The sequence below is a fragment of the Cellulomonas endometrii genome, assembly GCF_949769265.1.
GTDB lineage: Bacteria > Actinomycetota > Actinomycetes > Actinomycetales > Cellulomonadaceae > Cellulomonas > Cellulomonas endometrii.
The window spans coordinates 22,684-40,663 of the sequence record NZ_CATKPC010000006.1; the positions used below are offsets into that span (position 1 = coordinate 22,684).

18 protein-coding genes are annotated in these 17,980 nt (G+C 71.3%); 6 read left to right on the forward strand and 12 right to left on the reverse strand.

Features of this window, described 5'->3' with window-relative positions:
- The first annotated feature begins 129 nt into the window (after positions 1-129).
- Positions 130-1,122 carry a cytochrome c oxidase assembly protein gene (locus QNH85_RS08360; RefSeq protein WP_282945727.1) on the forward strand — a complete coding sequence of 331 codons (993 nt, stop codon included), beginning with the start codon at positions 130-132 and terminating at the stop codon, positions 1,120-1,122.
- Between the two features lie 10 nt (positions 1,123-1,132).
- Here QNH85_RS08360 and lnt read toward each other — a convergent pair whose 3' ends face one another.
- The 11 genes from lnt to QNH85_RS08415 form a co-directional block, all read right to left on the reverse strand.
- Positions 1,133-2,983 carry an apolipoprotein N-acyltransferase gene (lnt, locus tag QNH85_RS08365; RefSeq protein ID WP_282945728.1) on the reverse strand — a complete coding sequence of 617 codons (1,851 nt, stop codon included), beginning with the start codon at positions 2,981-2,983 and terminating at the stop codon, positions 1,133-1,135.
- A 174-nt stretch (positions 2,984-3,157) separates the two neighbouring features.
- On the reverse strand, positions 3,158-4,144 hold the full coding sequence (ccsB, locus tag QNH85_RS08370) for a c-type cytochrome biogenesis protein CcsB (protein ID WP_282945729.1): 987 nt from the start codon (positions 4,142-4,144) through the stop codon (positions 3,158-3,160).
- A gap of 2 nt (positions 4,145-4,146) precedes the next feature.
- Positions 4,147-5,652, reverse strand: coding sequence for a cytochrome c biogenesis protein ResB (resB, locus tag QNH85_RS08375; RefSeq protein WP_282945730.1), 1,506 nt, complete (start codon positions 5,650-5,652; stop codon positions 4,147-4,149).
- Positions 5,653-5,852: 200 nt separating this feature from the next.
- Positions 5,853-6,536: a DUF305 domain-containing protein gene (locus QNH85_RS08380; RefSeq protein ID WP_282945731.1), complete on the reverse strand. Its 684-nt coding sequence runs from the start codon at positions 6,534-6,536 to the stop codon at positions 5,853-5,855.
- Positions 6,536-7,174, reverse strand: a complete 639-nt coding sequence (locus QNH85_RS08385; RefSeq protein WP_282945732.1) for a thioredoxin-like domain-containing protein — start codon at positions 7,172-7,174, stop codon at positions 6,536-6,538. The genes QNH85_RS08380 and QNH85_RS08385 overlap by 1 nt, the downstream gene beginning before the upstream one ends.
- Before the next feature lie 30 nt (positions 7,175-7,204).
- Positions 7,205-7,903: a cytochrome c biogenesis CcdA family protein gene (locus QNH85_RS08390; RefSeq protein ID WP_282945733.1), complete on the reverse strand. Its 699-nt coding sequence runs from the start codon at positions 7,901-7,903 to the stop codon at positions 7,205-7,207.
- Between the two features lie 44 nt (positions 7,904-7,947).
- Positions 7,948-8,535, reverse strand: a complete 588-nt coding sequence (locus QNH85_RS08395) for a TlpA family protein disulfide reductase (RefSeq protein WP_282945734.1) — start codon at positions 8,533-8,535, stop codon at positions 7,948-7,950.
- A 79-nt stretch (positions 8,536-8,614) separates the two neighbouring features.
- A complete protein-coding gene (locus tag QNH85_RS08400) occupies positions 8,615-9,010 on the reverse strand; it encodes an ArsR/SmtB family transcription factor (RefSeq protein ID WP_084074661.1) in 396 nt (131 codons plus the stop codon).
- A gap of 87 nt (positions 9,011-9,097) precedes the next feature.
- A complete protein-coding gene (locus QNH85_RS08405; RefSeq protein ID WP_282945735.1) occupies positions 9,098-9,628 on the reverse strand; it encodes a signal peptidase II in 531 nt (176 codons plus the stop codon).
- Entirely contained in the window at positions 9,625-11,589 is a 1,965-nt protein-coding gene (locus tag QNH85_RS08410) for a heavy metal translocating P-type ATPase (protein WP_282945736.1), read from the reverse strand. Before QNH85_RS08410 ends, QNH85_RS08405 begins: the two co-directional genes overlap by 4 nt.
- A complete protein-coding gene (locus tag QNH85_RS08415) occupies positions 11,586-11,975 on the reverse strand; it encodes an ArsR/SmtB family transcription factor (protein ID WP_084074671.1) in 390 nt (129 codons plus the stop codon). Before QNH85_RS08415 ends, QNH85_RS08410 begins: the two co-directional genes overlap by 4 nt.
- A gap of 141 nt (positions 11,976-12,116) precedes the next feature.
- On the opposite strand from QNH85_RS08415, the gene QNH85_RS08420 reads away from it, so the two are divergent.
- Complete coding sequence (locus tag QNH85_RS08420; RefSeq protein WP_084074672.1) at positions 12,117-12,710, forward strand: cadmium resistance transporter; 594 nt, start codon at positions 12,117-12,119, stop codon at positions 12,708-12,710.
- A gap of 116 nt (positions 12,711-12,826) precedes the next feature.
- On the opposite strand, the gene QNH85_RS08425 is transcribed toward QNH85_RS08420, so the two are convergent.
- Entirely contained in the window at positions 12,827-13,213 is a 387-nt protein-coding gene (locus QNH85_RS08425) for a heavy metal-responsive transcriptional regulator (protein WP_282945737.1), read from the reverse strand.
- Positions 13,214-13,309: 96 nt separating this feature from the next.
- Between QNH85_RS08425 and merA the strand changes: the two genes are divergently transcribed.
- The 4 genes from merA to QNH85_RS08445 all read left to right on the forward strand — a co-directional run bounded on the left by merA (position 13,310) and on the right by QNH85_RS08445 (position 17,898).
- On the forward strand, positions 13,310-14,698 hold the full coding sequence (gene merA, locus QNH85_RS08430; protein ID WP_282945738.1) for a mercury(II) reductase: 1,389 nt from the start codon (positions 13,310-13,312) through the stop codon (positions 14,696-14,698).
- A 374-nt stretch (positions 14,699-15,072) separates the two neighbouring features.
- Positions 15,073-15,675: a recombinase family protein gene (locus QNH85_RS08435; protein ID WP_282945739.1), complete on the forward strand. Its 603-nt coding sequence runs from the start codon at positions 15,073-15,075 to the stop codon at positions 15,673-15,675.
- 7 nt (positions 15,676-15,682) lie between these two features.
- Positions 15,683-17,083, forward strand: coding sequence for a Mu transposase C-terminal domain-containing protein (locus QNH85_RS08440; RefSeq protein ID WP_282945740.1), 1,401 nt, complete (start codon positions 15,683-15,685; stop codon positions 17,081-17,083).
- Entirely contained in the window at positions 17,080-17,898 is an 819-nt protein-coding gene (locus QNH85_RS08445; RefSeq protein ID WP_282945741.1) for an AAA family ATPase, read from the forward strand. The genes QNH85_RS08440 and QNH85_RS08445 overlap by 4 nt, the downstream gene beginning before the upstream one ends.
- The last annotated feature ends 82 nt before the right edge of the window (positions 17,899-17,980 follow it).

Below are 17,980 nucleotides of genomic sequence, written 5' to 3' on the forward strand. Positions count from 1 at the left end.
GGGCATCTCCTCATCTGCGCGGATCTTCAGATAACGTCACCCTAGCGCTGCGCTCGCCGTGAGTCGCAATCTGGTCGATCGCCTTCACACCCATGTCGCTGTGAGGGGGCGAAGGCGGAGGAGGAGCGGATGCAGGACGACCCGGGCGTCACGGGGCCGGTGTGGCTGCCGACCGCACCACCGTCCCTGGAGACGATGCTGGCCCCGACGCTGCAGCCCGTGCCGGTCCTTCCGGCGCTGGCCGCGGTGCTGCTGGTGCTGTACCTGGCGGGCGCGTGCCGGCTGTGGCTGCGAGGGCGGCGCTGGTCGATCGGTGCGACCATCTCGTTCACGGTGGGCTGTGTGGTGCTGGCGCTGGTGACCGGTGCGGGCATCGAGGGGTACGGGTTGCGGCTGTTCTCGGCGTTCATGTTCCAGCAGCTGACGTTGATGATGCTCGTCCCACCGCTGCTGGTGCTGGGGCGGCCCGGCACGTTGCTGCTGCGCGCGACCCCGCACCGGGGGGTGGGCACGGTGGTGCTGGTCACGGCGCGGCGGGCCCTGCGCAGCCGGGTCAGTCGGGTGGTGCTGCACCCGGCGGTGATGGTGCCGTTGTTCCTGCTGGCGTTCTACGGGCTGTACCTGGCCGAGCTCGCCGACCCGCTGCTGCGCACCTGGACCGGGCACCTCGCCCTGGAGGTGGGGTTCCTGGTGGCCGGTCTGCTGTTCACCGTGCCGGTGCTGTCCACCGACCCGTTGCCGATCCGGCAGACCCATCATGGCCGGGCACTGGACCTGGTGCTGGAGATGCCCCTGCACGCGTTCTTCGGGGTGATCGTGATGATGGCCACCGCGCCGATGGTCCCCTTGTTCGCTGCGCCGCCGGCCGGCTGGGGGATCGATCCCCTGCGCGACCAGCAGCTGGCCGGTGGGCTGGCCTGGTCCTACGGGGAGGCGCCGGGACTGCTGATGCTCCTGCTGATCGCCAGCAGGTGGCAGCGCAACGACACCCAGCGGTCCCGGGCGCGGGACCGGCAGATCGACCGTGACGGCGGCGCCGACGCCGAGCTCGAGGAGTACAACGCCTACCTCGCGCGCTTGAACGGCTCGGGGCCCTCGGGGGCGCCACCTGCACAACTGTGATGGTCGAGATTCACGGGACCGTGGCATCGGACGTTGTCGACACCGCGGTGGTGGTCTTCTCGACGATGTCCTGCCCGAGCCGGATCCCGGTGTAGGCCGCGACGGCCATCAGCACGAGGAACCCGACGATCAGGCGCCACTCCAGCCACGAGGGCCACACGCGGGTGACCCACACCCGGCCCGGCACCCGCAGGGCTCGCACCCGCTGGGCCCGCACCCGCAGCGTCGGGGCGTGGTCGTCGGCCGCGGGGAGCCGCCGCGGGAAGGGGCGGCGGCTGCGGTCACGGCCGGGTCGTCGACTGCCTGCCAGCGCACCGCTGACGACAGCGGCCGCCGCCAGGACGTAGACGGCGGTCTGCGGCGTGGTGCCCAGTCGCGCCGCCGGGGTGAGCGTGCTGCGCAGCGGCAGCGAGGCGATGAGCTCCTCATCGGTGAACAGACCGGTCCGCGCCACGACCGCCCCGTCCGGCATGATCATCGCGCTGACGCCGACGGTGGAGACCTGGACGGTCGACCTGCCGTGCTCCACCGCGCGGAAGCGGGACATCGCCAGCTGCTGGGTCGACTCCGGAGTGCGCCCGAACGAGGCGTTGTTGGTCGGGATGACGATCAGCTCTGCCCCGTCGAGGACCCCTTCGCGGATGAGGTCTGCGTAGGCGACCTCGAAGCAGATCCCGGTGGCCAGGCGCACGTCACGTCCAAGCGCGTCGATCCACACGTCCATGACGGCGGGGTCGCCGCCGGCTGCCATGTCCGTGGCGACCCGGTCGACGAGCGGAGTGAGCTGGCGGAAGAACGCGCGGAAGGGGACGTACTCCCCGAAGGGCACCGGGTGCTGCTTGGCGTAGGCGTCGCCACTCCCCGCACCGGCGGTCCAGGTGATGATCTCGTTGTAGCGGATGTCCTGCCCGTCGGGAAACCGCTGGGTCCCCAGCAGCAGGGGAGCGCCAACCGCTGCGGCGGCGCGCTCCACGGCCGAAGCCTGCGCCAGGTCGGTGCGGGGGTCGATGTCGGCGGCACTCTCCGGCCACACCACCAGGTCCAGCTGGCGCCCTCCGGCGGTCGCCGCGAGCCGCTCGGTGCCTTCGGCGTGGTTGGCCGTGACGTCGCGGGCCTGCTCGGCCCAGTCGGCGCCCTGCTGCGGGACATTGCCCTGGACGGCGCCGACCAGCAGTGAGCCGTTCTCCGGGCCCGCGGTCAGGGGAAGCAGGCCCGGGACACCCGCCAGGAGCACCGCGGCGAGCAGCGCCCGAGCCGCGGGGATAACCGCGGTGCGGCGCAGGTACTGCAGCGCCAGCGCGATCAGCGCCCCCGTCACGGCGACGAACGCGGAGACCAGGACCTCCCCTCCGTAGGGCGCGAGACGCAGCAGGGGCGCCTCGGTCTGGGAGAACGCCAGGAAGCCCCACGAGAAGCCCCCGAAGGGCCAGGAGCCGCGGACCTGCTCGATGGCGACCCACAGCACGGCTGCGGTGACCGCCTGGGCCAGCGGGCGACCGGTGAGCCAGACGGCCCTGCGCGCGTACGCCCACAGCGCACCAAAGCCGGCGACGTACAGCGCTTGGAACACGCTGAGCGCGACCCACGGGAGCGCCGATCCGGTGGCCTGCACTGCCCAGTGGACCAGCGGCAAGAAGAACGTCAGCCCCCAGACCAGGCCGATGCCTGCGGCGCGGACCGGTGACGCGCCGCGCATCGCGAGCAGCAGGCACGCCATGCCGGCGTAGGCCAGCGGCCACCATCCCCGGTCAGGAAACGCGAGACTCGTCGCCCAGCCACCCACGCCTGCTCCGACCAGCGCCAGCCCCGGCGCCATGAGGCCAGGTAATGAGGTGCCACCGTTGCGGTGTCGCGCATTCACGCGCTCGACCTCCTGCCGGGGCGACCCGACGTCGACGCGAGGATCCCCGCCGGCCGTACGAGCTGGACCGGGCCGCGCGGCCGACAAGGAAGGGCGGTCCGGAGCCGTGCTCACTCAGCGCCTCCCGGTGGGTCGTCACGCACCTGCTGGGCGCACATCGGCGTCGGCCGGTCCTCAGACGCCGGCATAGGAGTGCAGGCCCGTGATGAACAGGTTGACGCCGACGAAGTTGAACCAGAACGCGGCGTATCCGGCCAAGGCGAGCCACCCGGCCTTCCTGCCGCGCCACCCGGCGGTGGACTGGGCGTGCAGGTAGGCGGCGTACAGCACCCAGGTGATGAAGGCCCAGGTCTCCTTGGGGTCCCAGCCCCAGTACCGGCCCCAGGAGTCCTCGGCCCAGATCGCGCCGGCCAGCACGGCGAACGTCCACACCGGGAAGGCGAACAGGTGGGCGGTGTGGGCGACGCGCTCCAGGGTGGCGGCAGCCGGCAGCCGGCCGGCGTAGCCGCGGGTCGCCTGCCCGCCGGCGTCGCGCGCGTCGGCGCGTCGGCGCGTCAGGTACAGGCCGGTAGCGGCTGCCCCGACGGTGAAGACGCCACCGGCGATGATCGCCGCCGCGACGTGGATGACCAACCAGTACGAGTTCAGCGCCGGGACCAGGTCCCCCGCGGGGGTGTAGAGCACCGTCACGGCCAGGCCCAGGCACAAGGTGACCAGAGCGAGGACCCACACACCCAGGTCCCGAACCGGCTGGCCGCGGCGCAGGAACACCAGGTAGGCGGCCGTGGCGGCCAGTGTGGCGGCGGTCGTGAACTCATACATGTTGCCCCATGGCGCGCGGCCCGCGGCGAGGCCCCGGGCGACGACCCCGGCCAGGTGCAGCACGAACGCGAGCGTGGTCAAGGCGGCCGCGATCCGCTCCGTGCGACGCGCGGCTGCATCGCGGATCGCGGGCCGGCCCCCAGCGGTCGGCGGCTGCCGGTCGTGATCGGCGGCATGTGCGCCGGCGGGGACCGGCTCGAGGCGAGGCGCGTCCTCAGGCACCGGGTGCGACCGGCGGGCCGCCTGGTAGGCGTAGGCGAGCATCGCCAACGCATAGACCGCGATGGCGCTGTAGATGAGCCGGTCGCTCAGCTCGGCCAGGAGGTTGGGGGTGGGCATGTTCAGTCCTCTCGGTCGTGCGGGGAAGCGTCTGCGCCGCCCGGTTCGGCGCCTGGCAGGGCGGCGAGCAGCGACGAGAGCTCGCCGGGGAGCGGCTGACGGCGGGTCAGCGCGTAGCTGGCTGCCTCGACGGTCGCGGCGCCGCCTGGTGCCGCTGCGGTCACACGGACCCAGACCCGGCGTCGGCGGACCGCCAGTGAGACCGTCAGGCCCAGCAGGAGGGCGACCGCGGCGACCAAGGAGAGCTCCTTGCCGGGGTCGTGGGCGATCTGGAAGTTCGCGAACCGCGAGACCGACTCGAACGTCAAGGTGCCCTGCCCGTCGGGCAACGTCATCGACTCACCGGGTCGCAGAGCGCGCGCGAACGGCTCGTCCCCGTCCATGACCTGGCTCAGATCGGTCTTGTCCAGGCGGAAGACCGACTGCGGTGCGCCGTCACCCAGGCCGAGGTCACCGGTGTAGGCGGTCAGCAGCAGCTGGGGATCGACCAGGTCCGGGTACACCGATCGAGGCCCGGCCGCGGGGTCGACGGAGGCGGTGGGCAGGAAGAACCCTTCGAACCCCAGCTGCGTCGGCTGCCCGTCGGGGACCTTGATCACGCCCTCGGAGGACAGGTTGCCGTCGAAGGGCACGAACACCACCGGCCCGGAGAACACCGTCTGACCCCGGCCATCAGTGACGCTGACCACCGGGGCGTAACCGTGGCCGGTGAGGAACATCTTGGTCCCCTCCACCTGCAACGGGTGGTTCACCTCGACGGTGACCTTCTCCGCAGGGCCGCCGGGGGTGCGCAGCACAGTCAGGTCGGCCCGGAAGTCCCGGGCGCTACCGCGTTGGGGGCCAGCCGTCTCGAACCTGGCAGTGAAGTCATCCAGCGTGACCGAGAACGGACTCAGGCCCTCGGAGTCAGTCAAAGGCCCCGGAGTGAACTCGTCGTACTGCAGCCGCGTGTTCGTGAAGGAAGCACCCTCCACGACGATCACCCGCCCCTCGAAGCCGAAGAGCGACCCGATCGCGACGCCGAAGAGCAGCACCAGTAGCGACAGGTGGAACACCAGGTTGCCGGCCTCGCGCAAGTACCCCTTCTCCGCCCGCACGGAATCGTCATCGACGACGACGCGAAACCTCCGGGCCCGCAGATGAGAGGCGGCGGCCTGCAGGATCTGCGCCCGCTCCGCGGCCACGGTCGCACGACGGTGGCCGTCCAGGCGCGCGAGGTTCGTCGGTGCCCGTGGGGGTTCGGCGCGCGCCGACTGCCACAGGCGCCCCGCGCGCGGCAGGACGCATCCAGTCATGGAGACCATGAGCAGCAGATAGATCGCGGCGAACCAGGGCGAGGAGTACACCTCAAAGAACCCAAGCCGGTCCAACCACGGGCCCACCACCGGGTTGTCAGCGAGGAACCGGGTCACGGCGCCGGGGTCGAACGCGACCCCGCGCTGGGGAAGCAACGACCCGGGCACGGCAGCCAGGGCCAGCGCCAGCAACAGCAGCACTGCGGTCCGCATGGACGTCAGCGTCCGCCACGCCCACCGGGCCCATGCCAGCAGCCCCGGCCCCGTCGGGCGCGGTGGCACCGCCATCACCCCAGGGCGAGCCGCCTCCTCAAGACGGTCGCTGACCGCAGTGTCCTCGAGCGCGTCCTCGGCTGGCCGGGATGCCGTGGCCTCGGCGACGGCGTTACCGGGCCAGGCGCCGGTTGATTCGGTCACCGGCCCGCAGACCCGGCTTCCCGCGTGTCGAGCATGTCATTGAGTACCGCGAGCTCGGCGGTCTGGGAGCTGACGATCGCCTGGGCCAGACGACGCACGTCCTGGTCCCCGACCAGGTCGAGGGCCGCCTGAGCCATCGCCACGCCGCCTTCGTGGTGCGCCACCATGAGCCGCAGGTACAGAACCTCAGCATCGACCCCTCCCGCCTGGGCGAGCCTGCCCAGGTCCTCATCACTCGCCATCCCGGGCATCACCGCGTCGGATCCCGGCCCCCCGGTCGCGTCAGCACCGTCGCCCATGGACCCCATGCCGGAGCCGGTCTCGCTCATCCACTGCATCGGAGCGGCCAGGCTGGCCTGCGGAAGGTCCCACTGCTCCAGCCAGCCGTACATCTGCCCAGCCTGCTGCTGCTGGGTCAGCATGATGTCCAGCGCCAGCGACCGGACCTCGGGATCCTCCGTGGCGTCACGCACCATCGTGGACATCTCCACCGCCTGGGCGTGGTGCGCCTGCATGTCGCGGGCGAACCCAGCCTCGGCTGACCCCTCGGCCGGCGAGACCCGCTCGCCTCCACTGGTGAGGGCCGAACCGGCGACCAGGCCGGCGACGCCCACCACGGCGGCCACCAGGATCACCACCGCAACGGTCGGGAACCTGCGTGCGCCAGCGCTCTCGCTCATCACGCGTCCACCCCACCCGTGCACGGCGCACCCGGCTCCGGTGTCTGCTCACCCTGCTGGTACTTGACCAGGAACTGCTCCAGGCGCGGGTCATCCGCGGTTCCCAGCGCCAGCTGGGTCCCCCAGGCGCTGGCCACCACCGGCTCCTCGGGCATGCCATCGAACGGACTGAGCAGGACGTACGCGTTGCCCTCGGCCAGGTCGGCCAGCCGCTGCACCTGCTCGGCCGGCAGGTCCGAGCTGTAGGTGATCCACACGGCACCGTGCTCCAAAGAGTGCACCCCCAGCTCGTTGGCGATCGGCTCGGTGTACGTCCCGCAGTTGGCCCACACGCCCGCGTGGTCACCACCGACGGGCGGCGTCTGCTCGTACCGCACCGGCTGCTGGACATGGCTGGCCGACAGGTCACTGAAGGTCGCAACCCCTTCGATGTCGCCCGATGCTGCCTCAGTGACTTCGGCGGCGCGCCGCTGCTCGCCGACGAGCACGACAGCCGTCGCTCCGATGAGGACCCCGGCCACGAGCACGCTCGTGCCGGTGATGACCGCCGTGCGGCGGCGTTCGGCGCGCCGCTGCTGCTCGCGGATCTCGGCCAACCGGGCAGCGCGTTCGGCCGCTTCGTGCTTACGGGTTGCCATCAGTGGAGGCCTTTCGCTCTTCGACGTCGTTCACAGGACGGTGGTGTAGCCCGAGATCGTGGACTGCAGGCTCCGCATCAGGTGGTCCCACACCCCGGTGGCCAGCAGCAGACCGGTGGTGATGAGCATGACCGCACCAGCGCGTTTGATCCCCACGGTGTGCCCACGTGCCCACTGGGTCGCCGTGAGTGCCCGCCGCATGCCCAGACCGACCGCGATGAACGGGAGACCGAGCCCGGCGGCGTAGACCGCGGCCAGCGTCGCCCCGCGCCCGGCGCTGGCCTCGGTGAACGCCAAGGTCTGCACCGTGGCGAGGGTCGGGCCCAGGCACGGTGTCCAGCCCAGTCCGAAGGTGACCCCCATCAGCGGGGCGCCGACCAGGCCCGACTTGGGACGCAGCCGCGGCAGCAGCTGGCGCTGGGACCGGGGCAGCCAGCCGGCGAAGACCAGACCCATCACCACGACCACGACGCCGAGGACACGGGTGAGCACCGCTTGCGAGGACTGCAGCGTCGCGCCAAGACCGCCGAAGAGGGCGCCGTAGGCGACGAAGACCGAGGCGAACCCCAGGATGAACAAGGCAGTACCCACCACCACCGGACGTCGCCGCGTCGCGACACCCTCATCGAGCAAGGGGCCGCCAGCGACGTAGGACACGTACCCGGGCACCACGGGCAGCACGCACGGGGACACGAAGGAGATCAGCCCCGCCAGGGCTGCGACGGCCACGGCGGCCAGCATCGGGCCGGTCGCGACCAGGTCTTGGAGCATGCTCACGACGACGTGGCGGGCTCGGCCAGGACCGTGTCCAGCAGGGCGGTCAGGGTCGACTCCTGCACCGCGCCGAGGACGCGCGCCGCCGGCCTCCCGTCACGGTCCAGGAGCAGGGTCACCGGGACCCCGGCTCCGGGGAGGTGATCGGCCAGGCTCAGCAGGGCCTTGCCATTCCTGTCGTCGATGCTCGGGTAGGTGATCCCGTAGCTGTCCTCGAACGCGATCGCCGCGGCCGGATTGTCGCGCACGTTGACCCCGACGAACCGCACTCCCTGGTTCGCGTATGCAGCCGACGTGGCGGCAAGGATCGGCGCCTCCTCCCGGCACGGCGCACACCACGAACCCCACACGTTGATCACCACGACGTCGCCGCGCCATGCGGCGATGTCGATCGCCTCACCAGTCAGCCCGGTTCCCGACAGTGCCACCGGTCCAGCCCGGTCCTCAGGTGCGTACTCCGTCACCGTCGTGCTGCCCGCCGCCGCCGAGGACCCCTCGAGCGCCGCGCCTTGGCCCGCCGACAGGAAGCCGGTGAGCTGGACCGCCACCACGCCTGCAGTGACGAGGACCAGGACCAGGAGGATCACCCGCGGGCCGGTCAGTGGCCGGCGCGGCCGTGCCCGTGCGGGCGATCCCTGGACCGGAGGTCCGCCGGCCGCGGTCGGCTCATCCACGAGCGGTGATCAGCTCGGACGGCTCCGCCCACAGACTCTCACCCGGTGCGGCGACGCCCAGGGCGTCCAGTAGCGCCGCGCCCTGGGAGGTCAGCCGGCACATGACCAGCTTGCCGTGCCGGCGGGAGGTCACCAGGCCGGCGCGGCGCAGAACGCGCAGGTGGTGCGAGACCAGGTTCGGCGCGGCGCCGACGACCCACGCCAGATCGCAGACGCACAGCTCGGCCCCGAGGGCCAGGGCCGTTGCCGTGCGAAGGCGCACCGGGTCCGCCAGTGCCTTGGCAGTAAGCGCCATCGCCTGGGAGCGGTGCGCCTTCGGCAGTGCTGCACGGACCGACTCGGCGCGCGCCACGTCCAGGCACAGCAGGTCGCACGCCTCGGCCGTCATGCGGTCATGGTAGCGAGCGTTGATGTGAGCATCGGCCGCCGATTGTGCTGGTGGCCAATACCGACGCGAGGCCCGCGTGAGTTCCACTCACCCGATCCCGCTCGTGCCGTCCCCGCTCGGTGTTGCGGGTGTCGGGTGGCGCAGGGTGGTCAGCACCAGCAGGGCGACGCCGGTGACGATCGCGGTGTCGGCGAGGTTGAAGGTCGGGAACCACCCGCTGTGCAGGTAGTCGGTGACCACCCCGTCCCCGGCCCGGTCCACGACGTTCGCGATCGCCCCACTTAATACCAGGGCGAGGGCGGGCAACCGCCCTGGCGAGGGGGTGGCGGCGGTCCGCCAGGCGACCACGGCGACTGCAGCGGTGACCAGGGCGGTGACAGTGAGCACGAGCCAGGTCGGCGCGCCGTCGCCGACGGAGAAGGCCACCCCAGGGTTGTAGGCCAACCTCAGCTCGACCGGACCCAAAGGGATGACCCGCTCCTGCAGCGAACCCACTGCCCAGGCCTTGACGCCCAGGTCGACAGCGGCCAATGCAGCAGCGCCCAGCCCTGCCGCCAGGCGCCGCCGCGTCGGGCTGGCCAAGCCCCGTTTCTCCTCCCTTGCGGTGCCAGCGGTCACCGCGTGACCAGCGCCGGACGCTCGACGGCCGCAGCAGTTCCCGTGATGGCCTGCGGCAGTGGGCGAGTGCGGCCTGCGCGGACGCCGTTGGCGATCACTACGACCTCGGCCACCTCGTGAACGAGGACCACGGCGGCCAAGCCGAGGACACCGAAGAGGGCCAGGGGCATGAGCACGATGATGATCGCGAGGGACAGGCCGACGTTCTGGAGCATGATGCGCCGGGCCTTGCGGGCGTGGGTGAACGCCTGGGGCAGGTGGCGCAGGTCTTCACCCATGAGGGCGACGTCGGCGGTCTCGATCGCGACGTCGGTGCCCATCGCTCCCATCGCGATGCCGAGGTCGGCGGTCGCCAGGGCGGGGGCGTCGTTGACGCCGTCGCCGACCATCGCGGTGCGGCGCTGGGTGCGCAGCTGGGCGACCAGTGCGGCCTTGTCCTCCGGGCGCAGGTTCGCGTGGACCTCGTCGATGCCGACCTCGCGGGCCAGGGCGGTCGCGGTCAGGGTGTTGTCGCCGGTGAGCATGGTGACGTGGTAGCCGTCGCGGCGCAGCTGGGCTACGACCTGCGCGGCCTCTGGCCGGAGCTCGTCGCGCACGGCGACCGCGCCGAGCAGCGAGCCGTTCTCCTCGATCAGGACGGCGGTCGCCCCCGCCTGCTGCATCCGCTCCACGTCACCGGCCAGCGACCCGGCCTGGACCCAGCCAGGCCTGCCGAGCCGGACCGGCCGACCCTCGAACGTCCCAGTCAGGCCCGCACCAGGGACGGCCTCCACGTCGCTTGCCGGCGTGACTGCGGGTACCGCGGCCAGGATGGCCCGTGCCAGGGGGTGCTCGCTGCGTGCTTCGAGGGCGGCCGCGACCTCCAGGACGCGGTCCTCGCTGCGGCCGGGGGCGGCGACGACGGCCACGACGGCGGGGGCGTTGCGGGTCAGCGTCCCGGTCTTGTCCAGGGCGACCCCGCGGATGGCACCGAGGGCCTCCACGGCCGCGCCGCCCTTGATGAGCACACCCTGCTTGGAGGCGGCCCCGACGGCGGCGACCACGGAGACCGGCACGGAGATCGCCAGGGCGCACGGTGACGCTGCGACGAGCACGACCAGGGCCCGCTCGATCCACGTGCCCGGGTCGCCCAGCAGGCTGCCGACGACGGCGATGAGCGCGGCGGCGATCATCACACCGGGCACTAGCGGCTTGGCGATGCGGTCCGCCAGGCGTTGGGCTTCGCCCTTGCGGGACTGCTCGGCCTCGACGATCCGCACGATCCGCGCCAGGGAGTTGTCCTGCGCGGTGGTGGTCACCTCCACCTCGAGGACGCCGGATCCGTTGATCGACCCCGCGTAGACGTTTTGTCCGGGTCCGGCCTCCACGGGCACCGACTCACCGGTGATGGCTGAGACGTCCAGGGCGGTGCGACCGGTGCGGATGATCCCGTCGGTGGCGACCCGCTCCCCGGGCCTGACCACCATCAGGTCCCCGATGCCCAGCTCACCGGGAGCTACCGTGGTCTCTGCGCCGTCGCGCAGCACCGTCGCGGTAGCGGGCACGAGGTTCAGCAGCGCCCGCAGGCCGCGGCGGGTGCGGGCCAGGGAGTACTCCTCCAGGCCCTCGCTGATGGAGAACAAGAACGCCAGTGCGGCCGCCTCGGCGACCTCACCGAGCAGCACCGCGCCGATCGCGGCGATCGTCATCAGGGTCCCGACGCCGATCTTGCCCTTGACCAGTCGCCGGATCGTGCTGGGGACGAACGTCCACGCACCGACCAGCAGCGCCACCCAGTTCAGCACCGTCGCAACGGCGGACTGATCCCTGGACCCTGCGACCAGGCCCGCCAGGAGCAGCACGCCGGCGACGGCGGCGAAGCGGAGCTCGCTGACCTCCCACAGCCGCTCGGCCTCGTGCTCCTCGGCTTCCTCGCCGCCGGGGGTGGTCTCGTCGTCGCTGCAGCCGCAGGCGTCGCTCATCGTGCGCTCTCCTTGGTGATCGGGTCAGAGGTGGTGGGGTTTGCGTAGGTGGGGCACAAGGCCACAGCGTTGCCGGTCGCGGCCAGCAGGCCCTCGGCCACAGCCAGCAGGTCCAGCAGTTCAGGGCGGCTCAGGTGGTAGACCGACGCGCGTCCCTGCGCGCGGTAGTCGACCAACCCGCAGTCCCGCAGGCAGGCCAGGTGTGAGGACACGGTGGACTGGCTCAGGCCCAGCTCGGTGCACAGGTCCACGACCCGCGCCTCGCCCCTCGCCAGGCGGCGCACCAGCGCCAGGCGCGTCGGGTCGCCCAGGCCTCGGAACAACGCCCCTGCGGGCGCGAGCTCGGCCCGGCCACTTACATCAGGACTTGCGGCGATCATCGGCATGGGTCGATGCTAGCGCCTATCGGGTGTGGATTCGACTCGGCCGGGCTCCGGAGGCTGCTGTGTCCGATCTATCGGCCACTCCGGCCACAGCCGCGAGTAGCGCGCCGGGCCTCGCACCGCAACCAACCGAAAGGCCCCTCGATGGAACTGGCCGTAGCCGCCCTGCAGGCCGTCGGTCTGTTCCTGGTGACCAACATCGACGACATCATCGTGCTCTCACTGTTCTTCGCCCGCGGCGCCGGCGCCCCAGGCGCCACCGCCAAGATCATCGCCGGGCAGTACCTCGGCTTCGGCGCCATCCTCATCGCCTCCGTCCTGGTCGCACTCGGCGCCAACGCCTTCCTGCCTGAAGACGCCATCGCCTACTTCGGACTCATCCCCCTGCTCCTGGGCCTCTACGCCGCCTGGCGGGCCTGGCGTGGCCGCGACGCCGACGATGACGACCCGGGCAAGGCCGTCGCCGTCTGGACCGTCGCAGCGGTCACCTTCGCCAACGGCGGCGACAACATCGGCGTCTACGTCCCGGTCTTCCTCACCGTCGGCCCCGCCGCGACCGCCGCGTACGCCGTCGTGTTCCTCGCCCTGGTCGCCGTGCTCGTCCTGGCCGCCAGGTACGTCGCCACCCGACGACCCATCGCCGAAGTCCTCGAACGCTGGGAACACGTCCTGTTTCCCCTCGTCCTGATCGGACTGGGCATCGTCATCCTCCTCGAGGGCGGCGCCTTCGGGCTGTAGAGCCGTTGGCCGTTGCCGGTGGCGGCGGAGAAGGTCATCGTCGGCGGGCGATTGCCGGTCACGGTTCTCGGCCGCCCCCTGGCCTGCTGCCGATGCGCGCAGATGGCGGTCGCGGCTCAGAGGTACCGACAGACGTCGGTCGGGTCGCAGGCCCCCGGGTCAGGTGCGGCGGCGTCTCGCAGCTCGGTGACGTTCTCGCGGAGCGCCTGAAGGTCCGCGATCTGGCGGTCGAGCTGGTGGACGCGGCTGTCGATCAGCTCGCGGACGTGGTGGCAGGGCGCCGCACCGGCGTCTCGTACGTGCAGCACCTCTCGGATCTGGGCCAGGGTCAGGCCGGCGGCCTGACCACGGCGGATGAAGTTCAGTCGCTGGAGGGTCGCGGGGTCGTAGTCGCGGTAGCCGGTGGTGGTGCGCTCGGGCGCCGGGAGGAGCCCTGCCTGTTCGTAGTAGCGCAGCGTCTTGGTCGTGGTGCCGCTCGCCTGGGCCAGCTCTCCGATGCGCACGTCTTATCCTCCCGCCACCCTGCCGGTCTTGACCTTCCAGTGCGCTAGAAGGTCCAGGCTGGCACCTGGACCGGGACCGACGACGAAGGATGTGGCATGAGCGCGGGCTATGACGTGGACCTGGCGGTGGTCGGCTCCGGTGGTGCGGCGATGGCGGCTGCGATCACCGCTCGGCAGGCTGGGCACACCGTGGTCCTGATCGAGCGCGGCGTTCTCGGTGGGACCTGCGTGAACATCGGCTGCGTGCCGTCCAAGACGCTCCTGGCGGCCGCCGGCGCCCGACACTCCGCCCTGACCAATCCCTTCGACGGCGCTCCCACGTCCGCAGGTGGCGTGGACCTACGAGCGCTGGTTCACCAGAAGGACGAGCTGGTCGAGCGCATGCGCAGTGCGAAGTACGCCGACGTCGCCGCCGCCCATGGGTTCGAGGTCGTGCCTGGGCACGCCAGGTTCCTCGATCGCGACACGCTCGCGGTCGACGGCAAGCCGCTGCGCGCCCAGGCGTACGTGGTGGCCACCGGGGCCGCGCCGGCGGTGCCCGAGCTGGCGGGTCTGGACAGCGTGGACTGGTTGACGTCGACGACGGCCATGGAACTCGAGCAGGTGCCGAGGTCCCTGGTGGTGATCGGTGGCGGCTACGTCGGGCTCGAGCAGGCACAGCTCTTGGCCCGTCTCGGTGCGAGGGTGTCCCTGGTCGGGCGCGTGGCCCCCCGGGCCGAGCCGGAGCTGGCCGAACCCCTGCGTGCGGTCTTTGCCGAGGACGGCATCGGTGTCCTCGAGGAGCACGCCGTCGCCGTCTCGGTCGACGGAGGCGAGGTCGTCGTACGGGCCGCCTCGGGTGCTGCGGTCCGCGCAGAACGGCTGCTGATCGCCACCGGTCGCGCGGCCCGCACCGACGGGCTGGGGCTCGCCGCAGCCGGCGTCGACGTCGACGAGCGGGGTTTCGTCGTCACCGATGAGTTCCAGCGCACGACCAACCCGCGCGTCTACGCCGCAGGCGACGTGTCCGGTGCCCCGCAGTACGTCTACGTCGCCGCCGCCGCAGGCCGCGCCGCCGCCACCAACGCACTGACCGGGCCGGACGGTCCTGGGGCGCGGGTCGACTACACCGGCCTGCCCACCGTGGTCTTCACCAACCCCCAGCTCGCCTCGGCCGGGCTGAGCGAGAAGGAGACCCTCGAGCGCGGCCACGACTGCAGGTCCCGAGTGCTGAACCTCTCAGAGGTCCCGCGTGCCCTGGTCAACCGCGACACCCGAGGGGCCGTGAAGATCGTCGCCGACGCCACAACAGGCAAGGTCCTGGGGGTGCACGCCCTCGCCGACGGTGCCGGCGAGATCATGCTCGCCGCGACCTACGCCATCAGAACCGGCATGACGGTCGACGACCTCGCAGACACCTGGGCGCCCTACCTGACCATGGCCGAGAGCCTGCGGATCGCCGCAGGGCTGTTCCGCAACCATTTGCCGACGTCCTGCTGCGCCTGACCGGTCCAGCGCCCTCGACGCCACCGCTGTCATTCCGGCCGCGCTATGTGCTGACCGCACCAAACCCGGCACTGTCGCCCGCGACCCGGATGCTGTGGCCAGCTTCGGCCCCATGCCGCCGAGCTCAACCACACGCCCGGCTCTACACCTGGCGGCGGCTGGGCGCTCTGGGCCGCCCGCCGCTCCGCGCTGAGCCGAACCAGGCGCTGGCGCCGACCGTCTCACGCCACCGCCGGAAACGAACGTTTCCGCTACAACCCAGCACGGGGGCTGAGTGCGCCAGTCCGGAGACGGCGGTCTGCGTAGCGGAACTCAGTGCCGAAAACTACGGCGCGATACTTCACCGCGAAGACGGGTTTCGGTACGGTCGATGGGTGGGACATCTCCTCGGGTACGCGCGCGTGTCCACCACGGACCAGGACGCGGCGTTGCAGACCGACGCCCTGAACCAGGCGGGGTGCTTTCGCGTGTTCGTCGATACCGGCTCGGGGTCGCTGGCGTACCGGCCCGAGCTGGACAAGCTGTTGGACCAGATCCGTCCTGGCGACACCCTGGTCGTGTGGCGCCTGGACCGCCTGGGCCGCTCGATCCGGCATCTGATCGACCAGCTGCAGGTCCTGGCGGATCGGCAGGTGGGGTTCCGGTCCCTGCAGGAGACGATCGATACGACCTCCCCTGGTGGCCGGCTGGTCTTCCACGTCTTCGCCGCCCTGGCTGAGTTCGAGCGCGATCTCATCCGGGAACGCACCAACGCCGGCCTCGCGGCTGCGCGGGCACGCGGGCGCACCGGCGGACGACCCTCGTCGCTGTCCGCCGACCAGGTCAAGGCGGCCCGGCGGATGTACGAGCAGAAGGACATGACGGTCACGCAGATCGGCGCCGTGCTGGGGGTCAGCCGCACCACGATCTACCGCGCGCTGAACCGCCAACCAGCCTCACCCGCAGCTACGAGCCGGCGAGCCAGAAGCGCCGGGTAGGTAGGTCATGGACGCGGACGGGCGCTGGCAGATCCTGCGACTTCACGTCGAGGACCAGATCCCGCTCGCCGTCCTCGCGCGTCATCACAAGGTGGGCCTTCGCACGCTCGAGCGCTGGCACGCCCGCTACCGCGCCGGCGGACTGACGGCCCTGGATCCGGCGCCGCGCGCCGACGCCGGCACGCACCACCTGCCCGCCGAACTCGCCGCGCTGGTCGAAGGCTTCGGCCTGGCCAAGCCGCGAGCCTCGATCGCGACGATCCACCGCACCATCGCCACCATCTGCACCACCCGCGCGTGGAAGGTCCCCTCCTATGCGGTGGTCTGGTCGATCATCCGTGCCCTGGACCCGGGCATGGTCACTCTCGCTCTCGAGGGTCCGGCGTCCTACCGGGACAAGTACGAGCTTGCCCTGCGCCGGACCGCCGACCGGCCCAACGCGATGTGGCAGGCCGACCACACGCTGTTGGACATCCTCGTCGTGGGCACGGACGGCAAGCCGGTCAGGCCGTGGCTGACGGTCGTCATCGACGACTGCTCGCGCGCGGTCTGCGGCTACACCGTCTTCGTGGAGGCGCCGTCAGCGTTGCAGACCGCGCTGGCCCTGCGGCAGGCGATCTGGCACAAGGCGGACCCCGGCTGGCCGATGTGCGGGATTCCCGATGTGCTGTACGTCGACCACGGGTCGGACTTCACCAGCGACCACCTGACGCGCACCGCGATCGACCTGCACATCCGCCTGATCCACTCCGCCGTCGCCCGGCCGCAGGGCCGCGGCAAGATCGAGCGGTTCTTCGGCACCGTCAACACCGAGCTCCTCGCCGCCCTGCCCGGGCATCTGACCGGCGGGGCCCCGTGGCCCACGCCCACACTGTCGCTGGCCGAGCTCGACGCCTCCATGAGGTCGTTCGTTGCGGACTACAACGACCGGCCGCATAGCGAGCTGGGCGCCTCGCCCCGCACGGCGTGGATCGGCGAGGGGTGGTTACCGCGCATGCCCGACAGCCTCCAGGACCTCGATGCGCTTCTGCTCACCGTCGCCCGCCCCAGGACCGTCCAGCGTGACGGCATCCACTTCCAGGGACTGCGCTACGTCTCGCCGACGCTCGCCGGGTTCGTGGGCCGGCCCGTCGTCATCCGGTACGACCCCCGGGACATCACCGAGGTCCGCGTCTTCGACCACGACCAGTTCATCTGCAAGGCCGTCGACCCCGACCACCACGGTGAGCAGGTCAGCCTCAAGGAGATCCAGGCCGCCCGCAACGCCCGCCGGCGCGCTCTACGCCAAGGCATCAACGAGCGGATCGCCGTCGTCGCGACCCACACCACCGACGCCGCACCGCGACCGCAACCACCGAAGACATCCCGGGCGCCGAAGCTGAAGGTCTACAAGGAGGACCTCTCGTGAGCGAACGCTTCATCGTCACCAAGGAGCACCGCCGCTTCACCGAGTTCGCCGACTCGGTGCGACGCGGCCACACCATCGGTCTGTGCTTCGGATCCGCCGGTGTCGGCAAGACCGTCTCCGCCCGCCGCTACGCCCACTGGGACAAGGCCCACGACCTGCTCACCGACTGGGGCCCCCGCGCCGACAGCGACGCCAAGATCTACGCCGCCCTGGCCAAGAGCCGCACCGTCCTGTACACCCCGGGCGTGCTGACCACGCCCCGCCTGCTCAGGGACGACCTCGACCAGGCTGTCTCCCGGACCAGCATCTGCATCGCCCAGCACCTCGAGGGCCCCGGACACATCCCGTTGGACAGATGGGGCTACCGGCGCAGCAAGAACTACGTCGAGCTCATCATCGTCGATGAGTCCGAACGCCTCAGCGCCACCGCACTCGAACTGCTCCGCGACCGGTACGACCGCGACAGCATCGCCCTGATCCTCATCGGGATGCCCGGCCTGGAGAAGCAATTCAGCCACTACCCCCAGTTCTACAGCCGCGTCGGATTCGCCCACCAGTACCGCCCCCTGGGCAACGACGAGATGCTCTTCGTCCTGCAACGGCACTGGCGGACCCTCGGCAAGACCCTCGACCCAGACGACTTCACAGACGCCCAAGCCATCGCCGCGATCACGCGCATTACCCGCGGGAACTTCCGTCTCCTCGAGCGACTCTTCCCCCAGATCGAACGCGTCCTGAAGATCAACGAGCTGCACACGATCACCAACGACGTCATCGAGGCTGCCCAGAGCACCCTCGTCATCGGCGTCACCTGACCTCGCGCCGCCATCCAACAACGGCAGAACCCCGCCATCTATCGGCGAAGGTCACACCCTGGGGACGGACCGGCTGACGGAG

Bases quoted from the DNA above. Each gene is read 5' to 3' on its own strand.
- QNH85_RS08360 (WP_282945727.1), top strand. From the start codon at position 130: ATGCAGGACGACCCGGGCGTCACGGGGCCGGTGTGGCTGCCGACCGCA.
- ccsB (WP_282945729.1), bottom strand. From the start codon at position 4,144: ATGCCCACCCCCAACCTCCTGGCCGAGCTGAGCGACCGGCTCATCTAC.
- resB (WP_282945730.1), bottom strand. From the start codon at position 5,652: ATGCGGACCGCAGTGCTGCTGTTGCTGGCGCTGGCCCTGGCTGCCGTG.
- QNH85_RS08380 (WP_282945731.1), bottom strand. From the start codon at position 6,536: ATGAGCGAGAGCGCTGGCGCACGCAGGTTCCCGACCGTTGCGGTGGTG.
- QNH85_RS08385 (WP_282945732.1), bottom strand. From the start codon at position 7,174: ATGGCAACCCGTAAGCACGAAGCGGCCGAACGCGCTGCCCGGTTGGCC.
- QNH85_RS08400 (WP_084074661.1), bottom strand. From the start codon at position 9,010: ATGACGGCCGAGGCGTGCGACCTGCTGTGCCTGGACGTGGCGCGCGCC.
- QNH85_RS08410 (WP_282945736.1), bottom strand. From the start codon at position 11,589: ATGAGCGACGCCTGCGGCTGCAGCGACGACGAGACCACCCCCGGCGGC.
- QNH85_RS08415 (WP_084074671.1), bottom strand. From the start codon at position 11,975: ATGCCGATGATCGCCGCAAGTCCTGATGTAAGTGGCCGGGCCGAGCTC.
- QNH85_RS08420 (WP_084074672.1), top strand. From the start codon at position 12,117: ATGGAACTGGCCGTAGCCGCCCTGCAGGCCGTCGGTCTGTTCCTGGTG.
- merA (WP_282945738.1), top strand. From the start codon at position 13,310: ATGAGCGCGGGCTATGACGTGGACCTGGCGGTGGTCGGCTCCGGTGGT.
- QNH85_RS08440 (WP_282945740.1), top strand. From the start codon at position 15,683: ATGGACGCGGACGGGCGCTGGCAGATCCTGCGACTTCACGTCGAGGAC.